At 57.1% G+C, this 23802-nt stretch carries 18 protein-coding genes and 2 pseudogenes; 7 read left to right on the forward strand and 13 right to left on the reverse strand.

From position 1 onward, the window contains the following. Positions 1-264 precede the first annotated feature (264 nt). From secF to queA, 5 genes are all read right to left on the reverse strand, one after another. A complete protein-coding gene (gene secF, locus EBL_RS14090; protein ID WP_002444716.1) occupies positions 265-1236 on the reverse strand; it encodes a protein translocase subunit SecF in 972 nt (323 codons plus the stop codon). A gap of 10 nt (positions 1237-1246) precedes the next feature. Next, positions 1247-3094 carry a protein translocase subunit SecD gene (gene secD, locus EBL_RS14095; protein ID WP_014716131.1) on the reverse strand — a complete coding sequence of 616 codons (1848 nt, stop codon included), beginning with the start codon at positions 3092-3094 and terminating at the stop codon, positions 1247-1249. 27 nt (positions 3095-3121) lie between these two features. After that, positions 3122-3454 (reverse strand): preprotein translocase subunit YajC, encoded by a 333-nt coding sequence (gene yajC / locus EBL_RS14100; protein ID WP_002444718.1) that lies wholly within the window; start codon positions 3452-3454, stop codon positions 3122-3124. A 17-nt stretch (positions 3455-3471) separates the two neighbouring features. Then, the gene (tgt, locus tag EBL_RS14105) at positions 3472-4599 is read right to left on the reverse strand and encodes a tRNA guanosine(34) transglycosylase Tgt (protein ID WP_002444720.1); all 1128 of its coding nucleotides are present in this window, start codon (positions 4597-4599) and stop codon (positions 3472-3474) included. A 157-nt stretch (positions 4600-4756) separates the two neighbouring features. Next, positions 4757-5830 carry a tRNA preQ1(34) S-adenosylmethionine ribosyltransferase-isomerase QueA gene (gene queA / locus EBL_RS14110; protein WP_002444722.1) on the reverse strand — a complete coding sequence of 358 codons (1074 nt, stop codon included), beginning with the start codon at positions 5828-5830 and terminating at the stop codon, positions 4757-4759. 117 nt (positions 5831-5947) lie between these two features. Between queA and EBL_RS14115 the strand changes: the two genes are divergently transcribed. The 3 genes from EBL_RS14115 (at position 5948) to EBL_RS14125 (ending at position 7525) form a co-directional block, all read left to right on the forward strand. Further along, the gene (locus EBL_RS14115) at positions 5948-6529 is read left to right on the forward strand and encodes an ACP phosphodiesterase (RefSeq protein WP_002444724.1); all 582 of its coding nucleotides are present in this window, start codon (positions 5948-5950) and stop codon (positions 6527-6529) included. Positions 6530-6633: 104 nt separating this feature from the next. Then, positions 6634-6954: a putative quinol monooxygenase gene (locus EBL_RS14120; RefSeq protein WP_002444726.1), complete on the forward strand. Its 321-nt coding sequence runs from the start codon at positions 6634-6636 to the stop codon at positions 6952-6954. Between the two features lie 127 nt (positions 6955-7081). Then, the gene (locus EBL_RS14125) at positions 7082-7525 is read left to right on the forward strand and encodes a YybH family protein (protein ID WP_002444728.1); all 444 of its coding nucleotides are present in this window, start codon (positions 7082-7084) and stop codon (positions 7523-7525) included. A 56-nt stretch (positions 7526-7581) separates the two neighbouring features. Here EBL_RS14125 and EBL_RS14130 read toward each other — a convergent pair. Both EBL_RS14130 and EBL_RS20870 read right to left on the reverse strand, forming a co-directional pair. Further along, a pseudogene (locus EBL_RS14130) lies at positions 7582-8352 on the reverse strand (amidohydrolase family protein); the annotation flags it as partial. 194 nt (positions 8353-8546) lie between these two features. Further along, a pseudogene (locus EBL_RS20870) lies at positions 8547-8642 on the reverse strand (hydrolase); the annotation flags it as partial. Between the two features lie 317 nt (positions 8643-8959). On the opposite strand from EBL_RS20870, the gene EBL_RS14135 reads away from it, so the two are divergent. Further along, complete coding sequence (locus tag EBL_RS14135; RefSeq protein WP_002444732.1) at positions 8960-9862, forward strand: LysR substrate-binding domain-containing protein; 903 nt, start codon at positions 8960-8962, stop codon at positions 9860-9862. A gap of 70 nt (positions 9863-9932) precedes the next feature. Here EBL_RS14135 and proY read toward each other — a convergent pair whose 3' ends face one another. The 4 genes from proY to phoB form a co-directional block, all read right to left on the reverse strand. Continuing rightward, positions 9933-11288 (reverse strand): proline-specific permease ProY, encoded by a 1356-nt coding sequence (proY, locus tag EBL_RS14140; protein ID WP_002444734.1) that lies wholly within the window; start codon positions 11286-11288, stop codon positions 9933-9935. Positions 11289-11367: 79 nt separating this feature from the next. Next, positions 11368-12687 carry a branched-chain amino acid transporter carrier protein BrnQ gene (gene brnQ / locus EBL_RS14145; RefSeq protein ID WP_002444737.1) on the reverse strand — a complete coding sequence of 440 codons (1320 nt, stop codon included), beginning with the start codon at positions 12685-12687 and terminating at the stop codon, positions 11368-11370. A gap of 428 nt (positions 12688-13115) precedes the next feature. Beyond that, the gene (phoR, locus tag EBL_RS14150; protein ID WP_002444739.1) at positions 13116-14402 is read right to left on the reverse strand and encodes a phosphate regulon sensor histidine kinase PhoR; all 1287 of its coding nucleotides are present in this window, start codon (positions 14400-14402) and stop codon (positions 13116-13118) included. Positions 14403-14416: 14 nt separating this feature from the next. Next, the gene (gene phoB / locus EBL_RS14155; protein WP_002444741.1) at positions 14417-15106 is read right to left on the reverse strand and encodes a phosphate response regulator transcription factor PhoB; all 690 of its coding nucleotides are present in this window, start codon (positions 15104-15106) and stop codon (positions 14417-14419) included. A 206-nt stretch (positions 15107-15312) separates the two neighbouring features. Between phoB and sbcD the strand changes: the two genes are divergently transcribed. Together sbcD and sbcC are read left to right on the forward strand one after the other, a co-directional pair. Further along, the gene (gene sbcD / locus EBL_RS14160; protein ID WP_002444743.1) at positions 15313-16533 is read left to right on the forward strand and encodes an exonuclease subunit SbcD; all 1221 of its coding nucleotides are present in this window, start codon (positions 15313-15315) and stop codon (positions 16531-16533) included. Continuing rightward, a complete protein-coding gene (sbcC, locus tag EBL_RS14165) occupies positions 16530-19703 on the forward strand; it encodes an exonuclease subunit SbcC (protein ID WP_002444745.1) in 3174 nt (1057 codons plus the stop codon). The genes sbcD and sbcC overlap by 4 nt, the downstream gene beginning before the upstream one ends. Positions 19704-19748: 45 nt before the next feature. On the opposite strand, the gene mak is transcribed toward sbcC, so the two are convergent. Then, positions 19749-20654, reverse strand: a complete 906-nt coding sequence (mak, locus tag EBL_RS14170; RefSeq protein WP_002444748.1) for a fructokinase — start codon at positions 20652-20654, stop codon at positions 19749-19751. A 170-nt stretch (positions 20655-20824) separates the two neighbouring features. Here mak and rdgC point away from each other — a divergent pair, with 170 nt between their 5' ends. Continuing rightward, positions 20825-21736 carry a recombination-associated protein RdgC gene (gene rdgC / locus EBL_RS14180; protein ID WP_002444749.1) on the forward strand — a complete coding sequence of 304 codons (912 nt, stop codon included), beginning with the start codon at positions 20825-20827 and terminating at the stop codon, positions 21734-21736. A gap of 257 nt (positions 21737-21993) precedes the next feature. On the opposite strand, the gene EBL_RS20640 is transcribed toward rdgC, so the two are convergent. Further along, positions 21994-23363, reverse strand: a protein-coding gene (locus EBL_RS20640; protein ID WP_126298230.1) for an IS3 family transposase whose coding sequence is annotated in 2 segments (ribosomal slippage) — positions 21994-22880 and positions 22880-23363 — 1371 coding nt in all. Because the reading frame shifts where the segments join, the coding sequence is not laid out codon by codon here. Between the last annotated feature and the right edge of the window lie 439 nt (positions 23364-23802).

The raw sequence follows: 23802 nt of genomic DNA on the forward strand, positions 1-23802 counted from the left end.
ACGTCAGAAACTATAACTTAGCGTAACCACTCTGTCCAGGACAGGGGGTAAATAATCCCCCGCTATTATTTTCCCGTCACGGTCGGGAAATTACCGCTATAATTTCAGGTTCACCACAAAACCGGCATAGTTTATTACCGGTAATAACATCCATAATATTATCAGGGACGATAACCACCTGCCCGCCCGGGCAATTCACCGGCCAGCGCGCAAAAAAAAACCGCAGCCAATACTGGCTGCGGTGTTGTTCTGCCTGACGGGCAGTTACGGCAGAATGGACGGCTGATCCGCCCCTTCTTTTTCTACTTTCTGCTGCAGCATATGTTCACGCTTCATCCCCAGTTTCAGGGCCAGCGCAGAGGCAACATAAATAGAGGAAGCCGTACCGATAGACACCCCGATGAGCATGGTCAGCGCAAAGCCCTGCAACAGTGCCCCACCGAAGATATACAGCATCAGGATAACCATTAAGGTGGTCCCGGAGGTAATCAACGTACGGTGCAGTGTCTGGGTCAGCGAAACGTTAAAGATCTCATAGGGCGTGCCGCGGCGGATCTTACGGAAGTTTTCGCGAATACGGTCAGATACCACGATACTGTCGTTCAGCGAGTAGCCGATAACCGACATCAGAGACGCCACGATGGTCATATCAATTTCGATATGAAACAGCGAGAGGATCCCAAGGGTAATGACCACGTCGTGGGCCAGGGAGATAACCACCCCGGCCGCCAGACGCCACTCAAAACGGAAACCCACGTAAACCAGGATACTGATCAGCGCCACCAGCAGCGCCATCGCACCGGTTTGCGCCAGATCAGCCCCCACGCTCGGCCCGACAAACTCAATCCGCTTCACGGTAGCGTGCTGATCGGTAGACTGGTTCACCACGCTCAGCACTTTACTGCCCAGCTCCTGGTTGCCATTCTCGCCAGAGGCTGGCGGCATACGCACCATAATGTCGCGGCTGCTGCCAAAGTTCTGAACCAGAGGGTCTTTAAAACCCGCCTCTTCCAGAGAGGTACGCATGGTGTCGAGATCTGCCGGTTTTTCCAGCGTGATCTCAATAACCGTACCGCCGGTAAAATCCAGCCCCCAGTTAAAGCTCTTCATGCCAATGATTATCACCGAGGCGATAAGCAAGATGCCCGAGAGCGCAAAGGCCACATAGTCCCAGCGCATAAAGTCATAGACTTTACGCCCGTGGTTCAGTTGTTCAATCGTATATTCCTGTGCCACAACGCACTCCTCAAATAGACAGCTTGTTGATGCGTTTGCCGCCATACAACAGGTTTACGATGGCACGAGTACCAACGATTGCGGTAAACATTGACGTGGCAACACCAATACCGGTGGTAATAGCAAAGCCTTTAATTGCCCCGACACCCACTGCATACAGGATGATAACCTTAATCAGCGTGGTGATGTTGGCATCAAAGATTGAGCTAAATGCCCCTCTGTAGCCTTCGTCAATGGCCTGCTGCACTGTACGACCGTTACTAAGCTCTTCCTTAATACGCTCGTTAATCAGTACGTTCGCATCCACCGCCACCGCAAGGGTCAGCACGATACCGGCAATCCCCGGCATGGTGAGCGTGGCCCCTGGCAGCAGGGACATGATCCCGACAATCAGCACCAGGTTTGCTATCAGCGCGGTGGTCGCGATCAGACCAAATTTCTTATAGAAAAGAATCATAAACGCAATGGAGATCAGCAGGCCCCACAGGCAGGCTTCAAGCCCCTGCGTGATGTTCTGCATCCCGAGGGTTGGCCCGATGGTGCGCTCTTCGACAATCTGAATCGGCGCAATCAGCGCACCGGCACGCAGCAGCAAGGAGAGCTGGCGGGCTTCATTCGGGTTGTCTATCCCGGTAATACGGAAGCTATTGCCCAGGCGAGACTGAATATTCGCCACGTTAATCACTTCTTCGTCTTTTACCAGAACCGCACGGCCGGTGCTGTCCTTCTTACCGCTGTCTTTATACTCCACAAACAGCGTCGCCATCGGCTTACCGATATTGTCCTTGGTGAAGTTAGACATAATGTTACCGCCAGCGCTGTCCAGGGAGATATTAACCTGGGGCTGGTTGTACTCATCGGTGCTGGAGGTGGAGTCGGTAATATGGTCACCGGTCAGGATCACCCGCTTGTACAGCACAACCGGACGCCCGTCACGGGTCGGCTTCACTTCGGAATCGCCCGGTACACGGCCGGAAGCCGCTGCCGTCTGATCCACGTTGGTATTCACCAGGCGGAATTCGAGGGTGGCCGTTGCGCCCAGAATCTCTTTAGCGCGCGCCGTATCCTGAATCCCCGGCAGTTCAACCACAATACGGTCAGAACCCTGGCGCTGTACCAGCGGCTCGGCAACCCCTAACTGGTTAACGCGGTTACGCAGGATGTTGATGTTCTGCTGCACGGCATATTCGCGGGATTCACGCAGACGATCGTCGCTCATTACCGCACGCAGGCCGGTTGCGCCCTGTGAGCTGATCACCAGATCGCGGTGGCGCGGCTGCAGCCAGGAAATGGCGTTATCGCGGGACTGACCATCACGGAAGGTAATATCCAGACCATAGTTATCCGCTTTGCGAACGTTGGTCCAGGTGATGCCTTTTTCGCGCAGATCGCTGCGCAGGCTATCCATATTCTGTTCCTGGAGCTTGCTAAGTGCGGTATCCATGTCAACTTCCATCAGGAAGTGCACACCGCCGCGCAGGTCAAGACCCAGCTTCATTGGCTCCGCATTGATCATTCTTAACCACATCGGCGTTGCCGGTGCCAGGTTAAGGGCCACAACATACTGGTCGCCCATTACGCCCATCAGCGCTTCCCGGGCGCGCAACTGAGTATCGGTGGAATCAAAACGCGCAAGAATGGCACCGTTTTCCAGCGCCACAGACTTCGTCGAAATATTATCTTGTTTTAAGGTGTTCTGGACCTGGATCAGCGTTTTTTCACTGGCGGCGACGCCGCGCGCGCCAGTGATCTGAACAGCCGGATCCTCACCATACAGGTTGGGGAGCGCATACAGCAGGCCGACGATAATCACGACGACCAGCATAATGTACTTCCACAAAGGATAACGGTTTAACACGGCAGTTCCCTTTGGGAAATCAGAAGATTACAGCGCCTTCATAGTGCCTTTCGGCAGAACGGCTGCGACAAAATCACGCTTGATAACCACTTCGTTGGTTTCATTAAGCGCAATAGCGATATAACCATTGTCTGCCACTTTCGTGACGCGACCTACCAGGCCACCATTGGTCAGCACTTCGTCGCCTTTCGCGATGGAGTCCATCAGCTTCTTGTGTTCTTTGGTGCGTTTTTGCTGCGGACGCAGGATCATAAAGTAGAAAATCAGACCGAAAACCACCAGCATCAGAATCAGTGATACCGGGCTGCCCTGCGCTGGAGCACCCGTGGCGGCTACCGCATCAGAAATGAAAAAGCTCATGAAAATTCCCTCATTTATTAATTAACATTCAAAGGTGGAACCGGTTTACCTGTACGCGTGTAAAAATCCGCGACAAAGTGCTCTAATTTACCCTCTTCAATGGCCTTACGTAAACCAGCCATTAAACGCTGATAATAGCGCAGGTTATGGATAGTGTTCAGCCGGGCACCCAGTATTTCGTTGCAACGGTCCAGATGATGCAAGTAGGCGCGCGAATAATTGCGACACGTATAGCAATCACACGCCTCATCCAGGGCAGAGGTGTCGTCTTTATACTTCGCATTGCGGATTTTTACGACACCATCAGTAACGAACAAATGCCCGTTACGCGCGTTGCGGGTTGGCATGACGCAGTCAAACATATCGATACCGCGCCGTACCCCTTCGACCAGATCTTCCGGTTTCCCGACCCCCATCAGATAACGGGGTTTATCCGCCGGGATCTGCGGGCAAACATGCTCAAGGATACGGTGCATATCTGGCTTAGGCTCACCAACCGCCAGACCGCCGACAGCGTAGCCATCAAAGCCGATATTCACCAGACCTTTTACTGAGATATCGCGTAAATCTTCGTAAACACTGCCCTGAATAATGCCAAACAGGGCATTTTTATTGCCCAGTGAATCAAAGCGCTCGCGGCTGCGTTTTGCCCAGCGCAGGGACATTTCCATGGAGCGTTTGGCGTAATCCCAGTCGGCCGGGTACGGGGTGCACTCGTCGAAAATCATCACAATGTCGGAACCCAGGTCATACTGGATTTCCATGGATTTTTCCGGGCTCAGGAAGATAGGGTCGCCGTTAATCGGGTTGCGAAAGTGCACGCCCTCTTCGGTTATCTTGCGGATATCCCCAAGGCTAAACACCTGAAAACCGCCGGAATCCGTCAGGATCGGCCCTTTCCACTGCATAAAATCGTGCAGATCCCCGTGCAGCTTCATGATCTCCTGGCCCGGGCGCAGCCACAGGTGGAAAGTATTGCCGAGAATGATTTGCGCACCGGTGGCTTCCACTTCTTCCGGGGTCATCCCTTTTACCGTGCCGTAGGTGCCCACCGGCATAAATGCCGGGGTTTCTACCACACCGCGCTCAAAGATCAGGCGCCCGCGACGCGCGCGACCGTCTGTCGTATCCAGTTCAAATTTCACATTTCCTCCTGCATCAGAGAAACAGTCTGATGGTTAATCAATACTGCGGGCTACCCCCGCAGTCAGTGGTGATCCTGGCTGCCTGTATCAGAAGGCATCAGTTTGAAAATTGCCAGAAGCCCCGGCTCGGGGCATGGCCAGAACAGGCGCCGGGCGGTTAATCCTGCCCGGGGCGCTCATTAATGGCTTGCGGATTGTACGTGATATACATGGCATCGCCATAGCTGAAGAACCGATATTCGGCTTTTACCGCCTCATGATAGGCGTGCAGCGTGTGCTGATAACCGGCAAATGCCGAAACCAGCATAATCAGCGTGGATTCCGGCAGGTGGAAGTTGGTCACCAGGGCATCAATCACCTGGTACTGATAGCCCGGGTAGATAAAGATTTGGGTATCGCCAAAAAACGGCGCGATCAGGGCGTCTTTTGCCGCCTGCGCCGCGCTCTCCAGGGAGCGTACCGACGTGGTCCCCACGGCTATCACGCGATTGCCCCGGGCCTTACAGGCCAGCACCGCGTCAACCACCTCCTGGGGCACTTCCGCATATTCGGAGTGCATCACGTGCTCTTCAATGCTCTCAACCCGCACCGGCTGGAACGTACCGGCCCCCACATGCAGGGTCACGAACGCCAGCTCCACCCCTTTGGCGCGCAGCGCCGCCAGCAGCGGCTCGTCAAAGTGCAGCCCGGCGGTAGGGGCAGCCACGGCACCCGGGCGTTTACTGTATACTGTCTGGTACAGTTCGCGATCTGCGTCTTCATCCGGGCGGTCAATATAGGGCGGCAGCGGCATGTGGCCAATCTGGTTGAGGATATCCAGCACGCTGCGCTGATCATCAAAGCGCACTTCAAACAGGGCATCATGGCGCGCGACCATGGTCGCTTTGATGCTTTCGTCGTCCCCCAGCAGCAGCTCAGCGCCGGGTTTTGGCGACTTGGAAGCGCGGATATGGGCCAGAACCCGGTGGTCGTCCAGCATGCGTTCAACCAGCAGCTCGATTTTCCCGCCGCTGGCTTTGCGGCCAAACAGCCGGGCCGGAATAACCCGGGTATTGTTAAACACCAGCAGGTCGCCCGGGTTAAGTTTATCCAGCAGATCGGTAAACACACCATGCGTCAGTGCCCCGGTTGGCCCGTCCAGCGACAGTAAGCGGCAGGCACTACGCTGCGCCTGGGGATAATGGGCAATCAGGGACTCGGGTAATTCAAAAGAAAAATCGCTAAGGCGCATGGTGGTACACTCAGACAGAAAAAACAGGCGGCTTAGTCTAGTGCCGGGGCGCGCTCCCTGCAACCGATAAGCTATTTTTTGACCCCCGGCGGCGAATAAACAGGCGATCCACTGGCGATGAACTTTCTTGCACACCTGCACCTTGCGAGCCTTGCAAACAGCTCACTACTGGGAAACATTCTGGCGGACTTTGTGCGCGGCAACCCGGAAACCCACTGGCAGCCCGATGTGGTGTCCGGTATTTATCTGCACCGGCGCATTGACGTGCTGACCGACAACCTGCCCGAAGTGCGCACCGCCCGGGCGTTGTTTCGCCCGGATACCCGGCGAGTGGCCCCGATAACCCTGGATGTGATGTGGGACCATTTTATCTCCCGCCACTGGCAGCAGCTCTCAGCACAGCAGAGCCTGGCAGATTTTGTGCGCCAGGCCCGGGCTGAGATAGTCCCGGCCCTGCCCGGCACGCCCCCCTCTTTTATTCAGCTCAATAATGCCATGTGGTCTGAACACTGGCTGGAGCGCTACCGGGATATGGATTTTATTGCCCGGGCGCTGAACGGCATGGCCAGCCGCCGCCCGCGCCTGGCGGCGTTAAGTGACTCCTGGCAGGATCTGGATAACCACTACAGCGAGCTGGAGCATTTATTCTGGGATTTCTACCCGCAGATGATGGCCCGGGCCGGCAAACAGCAGCTGTAATCACCAGAGCGGCTGGCGGGGGCGGGCGTTCACCACTACCCTGAATAACGGACCCGGTGACACAACGCCACCGGGCGTCGCCAACTCCAGCCAGGGCCCCTTCTATGAGCGAAGTTAAGATCGTTGCCACACTGACCCCATTTCCGGAACATATCGACACTATCCGTACCGCCGCCCGGGCGATGGTCAACCCGACCCACCATGAGCCCGGATGCCTGCAATACGATCTCCATGAAAGCCGCGCAATTGCGGATGTGCGGGATCTGGCAAACACGGGGGCGGTCTCATTTGTGTTTATTGAGCGCTGGAAATCCGAAGAAGATTTGAAAAAACATGTGGCCATGCCCTACCACGACGATTTTCTCGCCATCCTTGAGGGCAAACTGGAAAGCCTGAGCGTGCAGCGCCTGACCGTTCTGGCCTGATCTGACACCGGCGGGCTCGCTGCCCGCCGGTTTCCTTCGCATTTTATCCGCTTACCTTTTTTGTTGAGGGTGCATTTGTCGTGGCCTGCGTATAACCGGCATTCCGCCACCAGACAGGAGCACGACCATGAAACCTTCATTACGGCTGGTTATACCGCTACTTGCCGGTTGTGTCGTTCAGGCACAGGCAGCCCCTCCTGAAGTGCATGCCACCACCCCTGAATCTTTCAGCGAGGTTTTTACCCGCACCATTAACAGCGGCAACATTGACGCGCTGCTGGGGCTCTACCACGATGACGCCGTCGTGGTGACCGACGGTGTCACCTGGCGCGGGAAAGCGAAAATTAAAGAAAATCTGCAGGGCTTTATGCAACTGGGTGGCAAGCTGACCACCGAAGATGTGTATGTGCTGCAATACAATGATACCGCGCTGGTCCGGGTGAAATGGCGGATCAACGACCGTAAAGACAGCGCCCGCATTCTGGCTCAGGGCGAAAGTACCGAGGTCCTGCAAAAACAGCCGCAAGGCCACTGGGTCTATATTATTGATCACCCCTTCGGGGCCAGTTGACGCCACCTGCCTTATCTTCACCAGGCCTGCCTGGCCTGGTGAAGATTACCCTCAAATTAAAACGAGAAGCACGAACAGCCCAGCGCCCCCCAGAAGGCATTATCATCCGACACCGGGATCCCGGCGCGGCGCGCAATCTCATGCTGATGCCCGTGAACATGGCAGCTACCGCAGCACTGGTGCACCCGGGCCTGCATCCCTGCTCTGGCGGCCGGGGGCGCCGGGCGATAGTGGCCGGGCACCTTCACCACCGGGGACCATTCCGGCACTACCGGGATCGGCGGCGGCGCCAGTGGGCTGAAATGACCGGCGGCATACACCACTTTGCCGTCCACCAGCGTCATAACCGACTCAATCCCCTTAATGGCCTCTTCCTCCACACTGAAATAGTCCTGAGACAGCACCACCAGATCCGCCAGTTGCCCGGCCTGGATACGGCCTTTTTTCCCCTGTTCGCTGGAGAACCAGGCACTGCCCGCACTCCACAACTCCAGCGCCACCTCCCGGGGCAGCCGGTTATCGTCGTCATACATTTTCAGCCCGCCCACGGTCCGGCCAGAGACCAGCCAGTAGAGGGCAGTCCACGGGTTGTAGCTGGCCACCCGGGTGGCATCGGTCCCCAGGCCTACCGGCACCTCCATGCTGAGCATTTTCGCCACCGGCGGCGTCTGTTTCACCGCATCGGCCCCGTAGCGATCGACAAAATACTCCCCCTGGAACGCCATGCGGTGCTGCACGGCTATCCCGCCGCCCAGCGCTTTCACCCGCTCAATATTGCGCTCGGTGATGGTCTCTGCGTGGTCGAAGAACCAGTGCAGCCCGTTAAACGTATGGGTAATGACCAGGGTTACTGGCCGTTTTTGTGCCGCGTCAGACATGCTGTGTATCCTGAATCAGAGAGGGCCAGACAGTGTGGTTCCCCACCCGGCAATATAGTTATCAGGCTTTATGTTGCGAAGGTCAGAGCGTTGAATCTCTTCCCGGCTTTTGCCAGCGCAACGGTATTATTTTCCGGCGTTTACCGAACAGTATTCGCCACGCAGAATGGCATCTGTGGCCGATGGTCGATAAATATCACAACAAAATTTTGTGGCTCAATCAGTTCCCGCACGGTCATATAACACCTTATTTATCAAATGGTTGTTAATATAAGAAACGGTGACATAGCAGCACTATTGATACTAGTTCGGCCATCACAAGCAGTATAGTTGGAAAATTTAAACAAGTTGTTTAACGGTATAGTTCAACAAATTAATAGACTAAACCAGTCAAAAATCTGAAATTAAATGGCAGTACACCTCTATGATAGGGTAGGTGACGTAAATCATGGATAATAGTCGTCTGATAATTATCTGGCATATCTATTGCTTATTTTAATAATTAGCGTCAACACCATGTATTAATAGGGAAAATTACTCAGGCAGGGTTGATATTATGCGCGTAAATCTTGATGTGTTGCTTATTCTTGATGCTCTTGATAAATACGGCAGCTTTGCTGCTGCTGCCGGTTCGCTATATAAAACGCCAGCAGCATTAAGCTATATGGTTCAAAAACTTGAGCATGAACTTGATATTTTAATTCTCGATCGTACAGGGCACCGGGCTAAATTTACCGACACCGGTAAAATGGTTCTTGAGCAGGGCCGCGCATTACTGAATGCAGCAAAAACACTGGAAAAGAATGCAATACAGATGTCATCCGGCTGGGAAAAAGAGCTGAATATTGCGCTGGATAGTTCATTTCCATTCACATTATTATTACCGATTATTAATGATTTTTACCAGTATGCCCCACAGACCCGTTTGCAATTCAGCCAGCAAACGCTGGCGGGTGCCTGGGAAGCACTGACCCAGGATAATGCCGATATTATTATCGGCGCAATTAACGAGCCCCCGGCCTCTGCCGCTTATGCATACCGGGAAATGGGGCGGATTGAAAATATCTTTGTGGTGGCCCCCGGGCATCCGCTGGCCGGGGAGACGGAGCCGCTCAGCAACGGGCTTATTACCCGGCACCGGGGGATTGTGGTCAGCGACAGCGCCCGCCACTCCCCGCGCCTGAATATTAACCTGCTGGAAGAGCAGCAGCGGGTGGTGGTAGACAGTTTTGCCTCTAAAATTCCGCTTCTGCTGGCCGGTACTGGCTGTGGTTTCCTGCCGCGCCACCTTGCCCGCCCTTATCTTGAAGCCGGCACCCTGGTGGAAAAACAGGTTGAGTCCTGGCGCCGCTATGACCATGTGTTTCTGGCCTGGCGCACCAGCAGTAACGGGCTGGCCAATCGCTGGTGGCGTGAGCGGCTACTGAGCGATCCGACCATCGCCCACGCCTGGGATTAACCCCCGGGCCACTATACGGGCCAAAAAAATGGCACCCTCCGGGGTGCCATTTTCACAACCATCACCTGAATCAGGCGGCCGCGCGGCGGCATTTAATCCGCCAGCCTATCAGCAGCAGCACTATCCAGCCGACCCCCACATACAGGGAGATACGGGTCTCCGGGTGGTAGCCAATCAGCGCGATAATAAAGCCCAGGAAAATCAGGCCGGTGATGGTAGTCACCACCCCGCCCGGGACCGGGAACTTCAGCGCTTTGACCTCGTCGCCGGAGAGGCGGCGGCGAAACGCTATCTGGGATAACAGGATCATTATCCACACCCACACGGTGGCAAAGGTCGCCAGAGAGGCAATCACCAGGAATACGCTTTCCGGCATAATGTAATTCAGGTACACCGCAAACAGCAGCGCGATAGTCATCACCACCACCGTTACCCAGGGCACGCCCCGGCGGGAGGTTTTGGCAAACACCTGCGGGGCATCCCCCTGCCCGGCCATGCCGTGCAGCATCCGCCCTACACCGAAAATATCGCTATTGATCGCCGACAGAGAGGCGGTCAGCACCACAAAGTTCAGGATACTGGCGGCAAAGGTGATCCCCATATGCTGGAAGGTCAGCACAAACGGGCTGCCGTTGGTTCCCACCATATTCCACGGGTAAATCGACATAATCACAAACAGCGTACCCACATAAAACACCAGAATACGCAGCGGCACGGAGTTGATAGCCCGGGGAATCGATTTTTCCGGATCCTGGGCCTCCCCGGCGGTGATACCGATAATTTCGATACCGCCGTAGGCAAACATCACCATCTGCAGGGACATCACCATGCCCAGCCAGCCATTACTGAAGAAGCCGCCATTGCTCCACAGATTATGAATGCCGGTAGGCTGCCCGCCGTTACCAATCCCCCAGATGATGATGCCAAACCCGGCAACGATCATCAGAATAATGGTGGCCACTTTGAAAAACGAAAACCAGAACTCCAGCTCGCCAAAGACTTTAACGCTCATCAGGTTAATGGCGCAGATAATCAGCACCACGCTCAGCACCCAGACCCAGTGCGGCACCGCCGGAAACCAGACCCCCATATAGATACCGAACGCGGTCACATCCGCGATTGCCACTATCAGGATCTCAAAGCAGTAGGTCCAGCCGGTGATATACCCGGCCAGCGGGCCGAGGTTTTCCTGAGCATAACGGGAGAATGAGCTGGCTGAAGGGTTATGAACCGACATCTCCCCCAGGGCGCGCATAATAATATAGGCGGCGACCCCGCCAATGATATAGGCCAGCAGCACGCTGGGCCCCGCCATTTTTATCGCATCCGCCGAACCATAAAAAAGCCCGGTGCCAATCGCAGATCCCAGCGCCATAAAGCGGATGTGCCGGGTGCTTAAACCACGTTTAAGCGCGTTTTTTTCCATCAGGTTTATCCATTCTTCACAACGAGACAAAATAAAAAAACCACGGGGAGGCCCCGTGGCTTAAAAAAGGAATCACCGCTTAGTGGGCGACAGATGTTACCGTACGACCGGCTACCTTGTCCCAGATAATTGAAATAATAAGCACGAGAACCGTCGGCGGTACCCAGGCCAGCCCCTGCTCTGCCAGCGGCAGATGGGTGCTCCAGGCCGGTAAAATATCACTGATTGCCGAGGCTTTAACCCCGTCGATCACCCCGAAGATAAAGCTCACCAGCATGGCCGGGGCAATAATCCGCGACGAGTTATTCCACAGCGGGCGGGTAAAACTCAGCACCACCAGCACGATACACGGCGGGTAGATGGCCGTCAGAATCGGTACCGAAATCTGGATAAGGTGGCTCAGCCCCAGGTTTGAGATAACCATCGAGAACAGGCCGAGAATGAAGACCAGCGTCCGGTAAGAGAGCGGCAGATACTGCTCAAAGAACTCCGCACAGGCACAGGTCAGCCCGACCGCCGTTACCATACAGGCCAGGAAGATAAGCGCCGCCAGCAGCATGCTGCCCGCACCGCCAAAGGTATGCTGAACATAAGCATGCAGAATGGCCGCGCCGTTGGCGTTCTGATCCACAAGTGAAGCGCTGTCAGAGCCGAGGCGGAACAGAGCCAGATACAGCAGCGCCAGGCCCACACCGGCAATCAGGCCCGCCCAGATGGTGTAGCGGGTCAGCAGGCGAGCCTCGGTCACCCCACGGGAGCGCGCCGCATTAACAATCACAATCCCGAATACCAGAGCGCCCAGGGTGTCCATGGTCAGGTAACCATTAACAAAACCGTTAGAAAACGCCGCATTCTGGTAGGCTTCAGTCGCGCTGCTGATCCCGCCAGCAGGCCAGATGATCGCCGCCACCGACAGAATAATCAGCGCGATAATTTTGATCGGCGCCAGGAAATGGCCCACCGTATCCAGCAGTTTACCGGGATACAGCGACACCCCGATAACCAGCGCGAAGTAGATAAGGCTGTAGATAAACAGCGGCATCGCCCCGTCGCCGGTCAGCGGGGCAATCCCCACTTCAAAAGAGACGGTAGCAGTACGCGGGGCGGCAAACAGCGGCCCCACAGCCAGATAGCACACGGTAGCCAGCAAAAGGCCCGCCGTGCGGCCAATCGGGGAGCTCAGCAAATCCATGCCGCCGCCCACCCGTGCCAGAGAGACAACGGTAAGCACCGGCAAACCCACTGCCGTAACCAGGAAACCAATAGCTGCCCACCAGACATGTTCACCGGCCTGCAGGCCAACCATGGGGGGGAAGATGATATTACCTGCACCAACAAACAGCGCAAAGGTCATAAAGCCCAGAGCGATGATGTCGCGCGATCTTAAGTGACGGGTCATAAATAATTACAGCCTGTGGATGTGTGGTGTTGAAAAATGTTAAGCAATTGTTCACAGAACACGGTAATAACATGGCAATGACGGAAATAATCAGCGGAAAATGCTTACTTTTCGTGGTCAGTAAAGAATAGTTATTCGAAATAGCAAACGATTCTGGTTAGTCCGGCATCGACATGGGGCTCATTAAAACGCTTATATCGTTTGAAGGCAATAACCGATCCAAAAACCAGAGCTATCCACTGGTTATTCAAACCATACCAGTTTAATTATCCATTTATAAGCAAATGTCATGGCTCATAATGTGGTTAAAAAAGCAACAAAACAAAAATCACACCTCCTGAAGAAATGTGATCTTTAGCAACTATTACTTAAAAAGCGTTTCCGGAAAGTTAAGTTTCCGCCCGGGGCAGCAACTCCCCCGGGGGGCCTCAGGGGGCGATAAAACGCGCCGCCAGAACGAAAGAGAAACGGCTCCCTTTACCGGGGGTGCTGGTGATCGAAAGCTGCGAATCGTGGTGACCAAGGGCGTGCTTCACAATCGCCAGCCCCAGGCCACTGCCGCCACTGGTGCGCGAGCGGGCTTTATCTACCCGGTAGAAACGCTCGGTCAGCCGGGGAATATGCTCCGGCAATATTCCCGGGCCATCATCAGTAACGGCGAATTCAGCCCCCTCTCCCAGGCGGTGCCAGAGCACCTGAATATGGCTGCCCGGGGGGGTATGGTTCACCGCGTTGTACACCAGGTTCGACATAGCGCTATGCAGCTGCTCTTCACTGCCCAGCAGGCGCAGCGAAGGATCTACCTCAAAGTGAAGGGTGTGCCTGCCCTGGCTCAGGGTGCGGGCCTCCCGCTCCAGCAGAAGCAGCATACCGGGCACATCCACCGGCTCGCTGAGCGCCACCTGCGGTGCGGCCTCAATGCGCGAAAGTGTCAGCAGCTGTTTTACCAGCCCCTCCATCCGCCGGGCCTGCTCCCCCATGGTATGGAGCGCTTTTTCCCGCACCGCACCGGTCAGGGTCTGCTCTTCCATCATCTCCAGATACCCCTGGAGCACCGTAAGCGGGGTGCGCAGCTCGTGGCTGACATTGGCAAAAAAGTTGCGCCGCGCCCCTTCAAGCTGGTGCATCTGGGTCACGTCGCGGGCCACCATCAGCAACTGGTGAGCGCTGTAGGGCATCATGCGGATTTCAATATGCCGCCCGTTATTGAGCACCAGATTCAGCGGCCGGGAAAAATCCCGCTCACCGAGGTACTGGCTGAAGGCCGGGTTACGCACTAAGTTGAGGATATTCTGGCCGTTATCGTCCGGCCAGCGCAGGTTCAGCAGGCGCTGGGCCAGGCCATTGCACCAGAAAATCACCCCCTCTTCGGTGGTCATCACCACCGCGTCAGGCAGGGATTCCGCTCCGCTGCGAAAGCGCCGGATCAGGCTTCCCAGCTCTTTGCGGCGCTTTTTATTACGCACCTGCATCAGGTGCAGGCCGTATAGCAGCGGCTCCCAGCTGCCGCGCCCCGGAGGGGGCGTCATGCTGCGATCCACCCACAGCCACCAGGACAGGCGCAGCAGATTATGAAAGTGCCAGATAAGCAAACCGGTGACCGACGCCAGCAAAAACCACGGCAGGTAACCAAAAATCGCGCCCAGCACCAGTGCCGGCAGGCAGCACAACACCAGTTCCAGTACCAGTCTTTTCCATGACAACCGTTCCAGCACGGGTCACACTCCTGTCAGAATCGGGCAGAAAAACGGTAGCCGGTGCCCCGTACTGTCTGCACCATACGATCGTGCCCGCTGTGCTCCAGCACTTTACGTAACCGGCGAATATGCACATCCACGGTGCGATCTTCCACGTACACATTGGTTCCCCAGACGTGATTAAGCAGCTGTTCCCGGCTGTAAACCCGCTCCGGGTGGGTCATAAAAAAGTGCAGTAATTTGAATTCGGTCGGCCCCATATCCAGCGGGCGATCGTCGCTCATCACCCGGTGCGAGGTGGGATCCAGGCTCAGCCCCTGCATCTCTATCACTCCCTCTTCCGCCATGGGCGAAATACGGCGCAGCACGGCTTTGATGCGCGCGATAAGCTCCTTGGGTGAAAAAGGTTTGGTCATGTAGTCATCCGCACCGGTTTCCAGCCCGCGCACCCGATCTTCCTCTTCGCCGCGGGCGGTCAGCATCACGACCGGGATCTCCCGGGTGAGCGGGTCGCGCTTAAGATGCTTAATAAACTGAATACCGGATCCTCCCGGCAGCATCCAGTCCAGCAACACCAGATCCGGCCAGGGTTCGTTCAGCAGGGCCACGGCGAGATCGTAATCCGCCGCTTCTACCGGCTGAAAACCGTTCTGTTCAAGGACCAGGCAGACCATTTCACGGATATGAGCCTCATCTTCTACCACCAGTATGCGTTTCGCCATGATTAGCCTTATCTGTGTGAGTCTAAAGTGCAATGGGCGGCCATTATGCGTCAGATTTATGACAGATTTATTAAAAAATGGCGTAAATATGACCTGCCAACAGGCACCCGCCTTCCCGCCCGCCCGGGGGCGAATCCCCCACCAGAGGTGCAGATTGCCGTATGGCGGGTATAATCGGGGCCATATTTTTATCACCGGAAGCGGTTATGCGCCTGATACACACCTCTGACTGGCACCTCGGCCAGAACTTTTATACCAAAAGCCGTGCCGCCGAGCACCACGCCTTTCTGGACTGGCTGCTGGAGACCGTAAAGCAACAGCGTGCCGATGCCATTATTGTCGCCGGGGATATTTTTGACACCCAGTTTCCCCCCAGCTATGCCCGCGAATGCTATAACCGCTTTGTGGTGAATCTACAGGCCACCGGCTGCCCGCTCTATATTCTGGGCGGCAACCACGACGGGGTCGCCACCCTGAATGAGTCGCGCGGGCTACTGGCCTGCCTTAATACCCAGGTCACCGCCAGCATTCCCCCGGAGGATGTGCCGCCACCGGTTACCCTGATCCCGCAGCGGGACGGCACCCCGGGGGCCATTTTGTGCCCGGTGCCGTTTCTGCGCCCGCGGGATCTGCTGCACAGCCAGGCCGGGCAGTCCGCCAGCGACAAGCAGCAGAATCTGCTGGAGGCCATTGCCGCATACTACCAGCGTAGCTACCAGGCTGCCCTGGCGCTGCGCGGTGACCGGCCGCTCCCGATAATCATGACCGGCCACCTGACCACGGTGGGGGCAGCCACCAGCGATGCGGTGCGCGATATCTATATCGGCACTCTGGACGCATTCCCCGCCAGCCGTTTCCCGGCGGCGGATTATATTGCTCTGGGCCACATTCACCGGGCACAGGCGGTGGGCGGCAGCCAGCATATCTGGTACAGCGGCTCCCCGATTGCCCTGAGCTTTGATGAATCCGGCCCGGTCAAAAGTGTGAATCTGGTGACCTTCGCTGAAGGGAAACTCGCCCGGGTCACCCCGTTACCGGTGCCGGTAACCCAGCCGCTGGCCACCTTAAAAGGCAGCCTCGACAGCCTCACCCGCCAGCTGAATGACTGGCAGAGCGACCCGGCGAGCCCCCCCTGCTGGCTGGACATTGAAATCAACAGCGACGATCTGCTGCACGATGCCCGCCAGCAGATCCGCGACATTACCGCCCCGCTACCGGTGGAGGTCTTACTGGTGCGACGCAGCCGGGAACAGCGCCAGCAGGTGATTGCCCGCCAGCACAGCGAAACCCTGAGCGAGCTGAGCGTGCAGGATGTGTTTGAGCGGCGCCTGGATGCCGCCGGTGCCGGTGAGGAACAGCGCACCCGGTTACGCCCGCTGTTCGCCCGCACCCTGGAAACGCTGAATAACCCGGAGGAACAGGCATGAAAATTCTCAGCCTGCGGTTAAAAAACCTCAACTCCCTGAAAGGGGAATGGAAAATCGATTTTACCCGGGAGCCTTTCGCCAGCTGCGGGCTGTTTGCCATAACCGGGCCCACCGGGGCCGGGAAAACCACCCTGCTGGATGCCATCTGTCTGGCGCTGTACCACAAAACGCCGCGCCTGGACACCATCTCCCATACCCGCAACGACATTATGACCCGGGACACGGCCGAGTGCCTGGCCGAGGTGGAATTTGAGGTTCAGGGCTGTGCCTACCGGGCATTCTGGAGCCAGAGCCGGGCGCGCAACAACCCCGGGGGAAAGCTACAGCCCCCCCGGGTTGAGCTGGCCCGCTGCGCGGACGGTAAAATACTGGCGGATAAAATCAAAGACAAGCTGGAGGCTATCGCCCGGCTGACCGGGCTGGATTACGGCCACTTTACCCGCTCGATGATGCTCTCTCAGGGGCAGTTTGCCGCCTTCCTCAACGCGGATGCCAACGATCGCGCCGCCCTGCTGGAAGAGCTCACCGGCACCGAAATCTATGGCCGCCTGTCTGCCGCCGTCTTCGACCAGTATAAAGAGGTGAAAAACCAGCTGGCCCAGGCCGAAGCGACCGCCGCAGGCGTCCACCTGCTGGACGAGGCGCAAAAACAGGCCCTGGCACAACGTTTGCAAGCACTTACTGAGCAGGAGAAAAGCCTGCAGGCCAGGCTTCAGACCCTGCAACAGGCCGCCCAGTGGCTGGCCCGCGAGCAGCAGCTCAGCGCCGCGCGGGAAACGGCCCGCCAGCAACACCAGGCCGCACATCAGGCCCTGGAGGATGCGGCCCCCCGTCTGGCCCGGCTGACTGCCAGCCAGCCGGCAGAAAAACTCCGCCCCCTGTGGCGCCAGCGTGAAGAGCAGCAGCACTCCCTGCTCGCCAGCCAGCAGCAGCTGGAGCAAGTAAATACCCACTTACAGGAAGCCACCATCCGCCGCCAGCAGATCCGCAACCTGGCCGCAGAGCGGCAGCAGCACCTCAGCCATGAGATTCAGCAGCTGGAAACCTGGCTTAAAGCCCATGAGCGCTACCGCGACTGGCAGAACGAGCTGACCGGCTGGCGGGCCACCTTCCGCCAGCGCCAGGAGCTGATCCTCAGCCAGCAGGAGCAGGCCCGCGAGCAGCAACTGCGCCAGCAAAAACAGGCGGCGCTGCCGCCTTCCGGGCTTGAGATCAGCGATGAAGAGACCACCCGGACACTGCAACACCTGGAAAGTGAGCGCCCGCTTCGCCAGCAACTCAGCACCCTGCTGGCCGGGTTCACCCCCCTTAACCAGCGCCGGGAGGCCCTTGCCGGGCAGACCCGCCAGCAGCAGGCACAGCTGGAGATTCTGACCCGCCAGACCGAAGAGAAGCGCCAGCAGTGGAGCCAGAAAAAACGCGAGTGTGATGACGTCAGAAAGATCTGCGAACTGGAGGCCACCATCGCCAGCCTGGCAGAGCACCGGGCGCGACTACAGCCTGGCGCCCCCTGCCCCCTGTGCGGCTCAGAACAGCACCCGGCAGTGGTGCGCTACCAGGCGCTGGCCCCCGGCGAAAACCGCCAGCGCTTACTGGCGCTGGAACAGGCGCTACAGCAACTGGGTGAAGCCGGTGCCACCCTGAAAGGCAGCCTGAGCCAGCTCACCCGGCAGCATCAGCACGCCTGCCAGGAGCAACAGCAGCTGGAGGCACAGCACCAGCAGGCCCGGGGCCAGTGGCAGGCGTTGTGTGCCCGGCTGGGGCAGCACTTCCCGCCGGGAAACCAGGCCACTGCCTGGCTTGCAGACCAGGAGACCCGCGAACAGCAACTGCGCCTGCACCAGCAGCATCTGGCGTTTGAGCAACAACAGCGCGACGCACAGCAACGCCTGAGCACCCTTCAGGCTGCCCAGGCACGCCTGGAGGCAGAATTAACCAGCCAGCTCACCCCGATGGGGCTGACCCCGCCACCGCCCGAGGCCAGCGAGCCCTGGCTTGCTGAACGCGAGGCAGAAGCCCGCCACTGGCAGCAACAGCAAACCCTGCTGGGCACATTACAGAGCCAGCTGGCGAAGCTCTTCCCCCTGCTGGAAGGGCTGGCGGATAGCGGTATCAGGGTGCCGCCCCTGGATGCCGCCAGTGCAGAAAGCGCCCTGGCCCAGTGGCAGCACACGGATCACCTTGCCGCCACACTGCTGGGTGAGCAACAGAGCCTGACGCGCCAGCTGGCGCGGGATACGGAGCGCCTGGCACAGGGACAACAGGCCTTTGACGAGGCCCTGAACGCCAGCCCCTTCCCGGACAGCGCGGCCTTTCTTGCCGCCCTGCTGGACGACACATTGCGCACCGAACTGGAGGCCCTGCGCGACAGGCTGAACAAAACGCTGATTGAATGCCAGACCCTTGATACCCAGGCACAGCAGGCGCTGGAGGCGCACCGCGCGGCCCGGCCCGGGCAGCTGGAGGCGCAGGAAACCCCGCAATCCCTCGCCCTGGCGCAGGAAAGCGCCCATCAGGCGCTGCGCGACTGCACCACCCAACAGGGGGAAATTCAGCACCAGCTCCGGGCCGATGCAGACAACCAGCTGCGGCTGCGGGATCTGCTGGATAACATTGCCCGCCAGCGCCAGCAGGCGGAGGACTGGGGCTGCCTTAATGAGCTTATCGGCTCAAAAGAGGGGGATAAATTCCGCCGCTTCGCCCAGGGGCTGACCCTGGACAATCTGGTCTGGCTGGCAAACCAGCAGCTACTGCGGTTACACGGGCGCTATTTTCTGCAGCGTAAAGAGAGCGAAGCGCTGGAGCTGGAAGTGGTCGACACCTGGCAGGCAGATGCGGTGCGCGATACCCGCACCCTCTCCGGCGGGGAGAGCTTCCTGGTGAGCCTGGCCCTGGCGCTGGCGCTCTCTGATCTGGTCAGCCACAAAACGCGGATCGACTCGCTCTTTCTTGATGAAGGCTTCGGCACACTGGATGCCCAGACACTGGACACAGCCCTGGATGCCCTCGACACCCTGAACGCCAGCGGTAAACATATTGGGGTTATCAGCCATGTTGAGGCCATGAAGGAGCGCATCCCGGTACAAATCAAGGTGCGCAAAGTGAACGGGCTGGGCTTTAGCCGGCTGGCAAAAACCTATGCGGTTGAGCACAACAGCCACGCGGAATAACCGGCACCGGGCGGCACCCACCGCCCGGTTCACGAAAGCCCGCGATTACAGCGGCCACAGCCAGGCCGCACCGCGCACCCCGCTGGAATCCCCGTGTTGTGCTTTGCGCACCGGGGTTGCGCATTCGCCACCAAATACCCAGGAGGCGATCAGCGCCGGGACCGTCTGGTAGAGACGATCCACATTGCTCATCCCGCCCCCTAAGACGATCACATCAGGATCCAGCATATTCACCACATGGGCGAGCGATTTCGCCAGGCGCACCTCGTAGCGGGCCAGCGCCTGCTCTGCCAGGGCATCCCCCCGGGAGGCCAGCGTGATGATCTCCGCCCCGGTGCGGGCCGTGCCGCTGAGCCGCTGATAGTCAGTGGCAAACCCGGTGCCGGAAATAAAAGTCTCAATGCAGCCCTGCCTGCCGCAGTAGCACGGCACCTGCTGGCGAAACAGCAGCTCTTCGTCGTCCATCCAGGGCAGCGGATTATGGCCCCACTCCCCGGCGTTACCGTTGGCGCCGTTCAGCGCCTGGCCGTTCAGGGCGATACCCGCCCCGCACCCGGTGCCGATAATCACGGCAAATACCGTGGCCGCCCCGGCACCGGCGCCGTCGGTCGCCTCGGATACGGCCAGGCAATTCGCATCATTGGCGATCCGCACCTCGCGGCCCAGGCGCTGTGCCAGATCCCGGTCAAAGGGCTGGCCGTTAAGCCAGGTGGAGTTGGCATTTTTTACTCTGCCGCTGACCGGGGACAGGGTTCCCGGAATGCCGATCCCGACACTGCCACGCTGGCCGGTTTCCGCTTCTGCCAGCGCCACCAGGCGGGCGATGGTCTCGATAGTCTGCCCGTAATCGTTGCGCGGTGTGGGCAGGCGATGGCGATACAACTGCGCCCCGTTATCCGCCAGCGCAATCACTTCGGTTTTTGTACCGCCTAAATCAATCCCAATTCGCACCTGTTATCTCCTCCACCCTGTTGAATTTTAAGAGTATACGCCGTTCGCTTCCGGTTTGTCCGGCAGTATACCACGCGGCTTTTTCCGCCCCCCGGGACAGAAGGCGGTGAAACCCGCCCCCCGATTCGCTATCATGCGCGCTGCGTTTCATGATAAGGCAGAACATCATCATGCTGTGGTTTAAAAATGTAATGGTTTACCGTTTAAGCCGTGACGTTACGTTGCGTCAGGACGAGATGGAAAAACAATTAGCGCCGCTGTCGTTCACACCCTGTGGCAGCCAGGATATGGCCAAAACAGGCTGGGTATCGCCGATGGGCGCCCGGAGTGATGCGTTAACCCACGCGGTTAACGGGCAGATAATGATCTGCGCCCGCAAAGAAGAGAAGATCCTACCCACGCCGGTTATCAAACAGGCGCTGGAGGCAAAAATTAACAAGCTGGAGGCCGACCAGGGCCGCAAGCTGAAAAAAACCGAAAAAGACGCCCTGAAAGACGAAGTGCTGCACTCGCTGCTGCCCCGCGCCTTCAGCCGCTTTAGCCAGACCATGATGTGGATAGACAGCGTCAATGGCCTGATAATGGTCGACTGCGCCAGTGCCAAAAAGGCCGAAGATACGCTGGCGCTGCTGCGCAAAAGCCTCGGCTCCCTGCCGGTGGTTCCGCTCACCATGGAGACCCCCATCGAGCTGACGCTGACCGAGTGGGTCCGCTCTGGCAGCGCGGCCCAGGGCTTCCAGCTGCTGGACGAAGCCGAGCTGAAAGCCATCCTTGATGACGGCGGCGTGATCCGCTGTAAAAAACAGGATCTGGTCAGCGATGAGATAGCCACCCATATTGAGGCGGGCAAAGTGGTCACCAAACTGGCCCTCGACTGGCAGCAGCGCATTCAGTTTATGCTGTGTGATGACGGCTCCCTCAAGCGCCTGAAATTCAGCGACGAGTTGCGCGATCAGAATGACGATATCGACAGGGAAGATTTTGCCCAACGTTTTGATGCGGACTTCACGCTGATGACCGGTGAGCTGGCAGCGCTTATCCAGGGGCTGACAGAAGGACTGGGCGGAGAGGCCCAGCGCTAAGACAAAACCCGGCTTGCGCCGGGTTTTTTAATGGTTCATCGCATTTAAGCGTGGCGGCTGAAGCCTTTTCCCAAAGGATGGTGTTGGCGAATAGCGATTCGCAGGCGCTTCAGGCATTGTGCCGAGATCTGGTCTATGTACGTTTAGTGGAAAGGTTCCGCTCCCCGGGCACCGGTATTTCTTTGTGGCAACCGAACCCGGTCGCGTCCTAAAGGGGAATGCCGTGCACTGAACCCCAAAACCTGGACACCGCCTGATTACTGTTTTTCTACCTGAGCCCGGTATTCTACCGGGCTTACTCCTCCAGTCTTAAGGCTGATACGTTCTTGATTGAAGTAATGAATGTATTTCGCTATATCCCGTCGCAGTTCTTCAGGATCCCGATACTCCTTGCGGTAATACATCTCCGTTTTCAGGTGGCTAAAGAAATTTTCCATCACAGCATTATCAAGACAGTTACCCTTACGTGACATACTCGGCCTGATCCCTGCATCAGCCAGCATACTGCGCCACATGAGTGTGTGGTAATGCCACCCCTGATCGCTGTGTAATATCAACTCTGGCCTATAATTTTTCCCTTTCAGGCTCTTATCCAGCGTCTTACAGACCAACCCCAGAGAGGGCCTCAGAGATGTATGCCAGGCAACAATTTCCTTATTAAACAAATCCTGTATAACGGAAAGGTAGAGCTTATGTGTTCCGGCGCGAAACTCTGTTATATCTGTGCACCATTTCAGCCCGCTGCTACAGGCCCTGAAATTACGGGCGAGAAGATTCTCTGCTGTTACGCTGCATCCTCCCATATAGGAGCGATACTTTTTACGTCGTAACTGACAGAGCAGGCCATGCTCCTTCATCAGCTTTCTGACAGTTTTGTGATTTAGTGTAAAACCCTCTTTTCGCAGGGCAAGTGTCATACGTCGGTAACCGTAACGACCAGCATGATGTTTATAGATTGCCTGTATAGCCAGCACGATATCAGCATATTTGTCCGTTGTGGTATCACTTCTGGCGCATTGATAGTAATACGTACTGCGTGGCAAAGCCGCAGCGCGAAGTAAATATTTCAGCTTATGATCTGGTAGCAGTGCGTTTATTGTTGCCGCTTTTTCTGCTGCTCCCTGAGTTCTTCCTCTCTCAGGGATTTTAACTTTTTTAGGTAGGCATTTTCAGCGCGTAGATATTCAAGTTCATCCTGAAGTTCAGCATGAGTCATCTCACTGAACTCCCGGGGATTTGGTGGGGATTTTGCTTTTTTCATAGCAACTCCAGAAGTGATAATTCGGGCAGTTTTGGCTGGTTTAAATGCTCTGCTGCCGTTGAGCTGATAACGTTTTAACCAGTTCAGCACGCAGGTTTCATTAGGGATAGCAAAGTGCGCGGAGGCATCCTCGCAACTACACCGGTTTCTGATGATGTAACGGACAACGCATAGCTTAAATTCGGCAGTATAGGGATGGCGAGAGCGGGGCTTCAGTCCCTCCATACCCTGGTGCCTGTATGCCCGAATCCAGCGATTTAGAGGGGATTTTCCAACCTTAAACTGGCGTGCTGTCTCTTTTAGTGTAGCTTTTCCGGCCAGGTAATGCTTAACGGCTGCCAGCCGGACTTCCACAGGATATTTCATGTTTATGATCTCCGGACTATGAATAGTTAGTCCAGGATCCTGGGTTCAGTGCAGCCGATTCCCCTTTAGGGATACCCCCGGCCCGCGGGGAAACTGTCGCTGGCGCGATACGCTCTGCTGCGCCTCAATCCTGCGGTCCGGTCGGGATTCGACATCCTGTCTCAGCCCTCCCTGTGGCGGCCATCCGGGCCGCCCCCCCTGGTCTTTTCAGCTTCGCGCCGCCAGTTTCTTTTACGCGGGACTGGAAAACCCCTGCGGTAAAACAAAACAGTTTCAGCGGCTGAAATGCCGCTGAATGTCAGTTAATGGCCGCGAGGGTGTTAAACCCCCGCATAAAGGCAATCGGCGAAAACGCAGGCGTGGCTCAAGGACTGGCTGCCAGGATGGCAGCCAGAAGGAAGGTTGAGGCATGGATGCCGAATCCTGACTGGTCCGCCAG

The sequence above is a fragment of the Shimwellia blattae DSM 4481 = NBRC 105725 genome, assembly GCF_000262305.1.
Lineage (GTDB): Bacteria > Pseudomonadota > Gammaproteobacteria > Enterobacterales > Enterobacteriaceae > Shimwellia > Shimwellia blattae.

Coding starts and splice junctions, on each gene's coding strand:
- yajC (WP_002444718.1), bottom strand. CDS start 3,454: ATGAGCTTTTTCATTTCTGATGCGGTAGCCGCCACGGGTGCTCCAGCG.
- queA (WP_002444722.1), bottom strand. CDS start 5,830: ATGCGCCTTAGCGATTTTTCTTTTGAATTACCCGAGTCCCTGATTGCC.
- EBL_RS14115 (WP_002444724.1), top strand. CDS start 5,948: ATGAACTTTCTTGCACACCTGCACCTTGCGAGCCTTGCAAACAGCTCA.
- EBL_RS14120 (WP_002444726.1), top strand. CDS start 6,634: ATGAGCGAAGTTAAGATCGTTGCCACACTGACCCCATTTCCGGAACAT.
- EBL_RS14125 (WP_002444728.1), top strand. CDS start 7,082: ATGAAACCTTCATTACGGCTGGTTATACCGCTACTTGCCGGTTGTGTC.
- EBL_RS14135 (WP_002444732.1), top strand. CDS start 8,960: ATGCGCGTAAATCTTGATGTGTTGCTTATTCTTGATGCTCTTGATAAA.
- proY (WP_002444734.1), bottom strand. CDS start 11,288: ATGGAAAAAAACGCGCTTAAACGTGGTTTAAGCACCCGGCACATCCGC.
- brnQ (WP_002444737.1), bottom strand. CDS start 12,687: ATGACCCGTCACTTAAGATCGCGCGACATCATCGCTCTGGGCTTTATG.
- phoB (WP_002444741.1), bottom strand. CDS start 15,106: ATGGCGAAACGCATACTGGTGGTAGAAGATGAGGCTCATATCCGTGAA.
- sbcD (WP_002444743.1), top strand. CDS start 15,313: ATGCGCCTGATACACACCTCTGACTGGCACCTCGGCCAGAACTTTTAT.
- sbcC (WP_002444745.1), top strand. CDS start 16,530: ATGAAAATTCTCAGCCTGCGGTTAAAAAACCTCAACTCCCTGAAAGGG.
- rdgC (WP_002444749.1), top strand. CDS start 20,825: ATGCTGTGGTTTAAAAATGTAATGGTTTACCGTTTAAGCCGTGACGTT.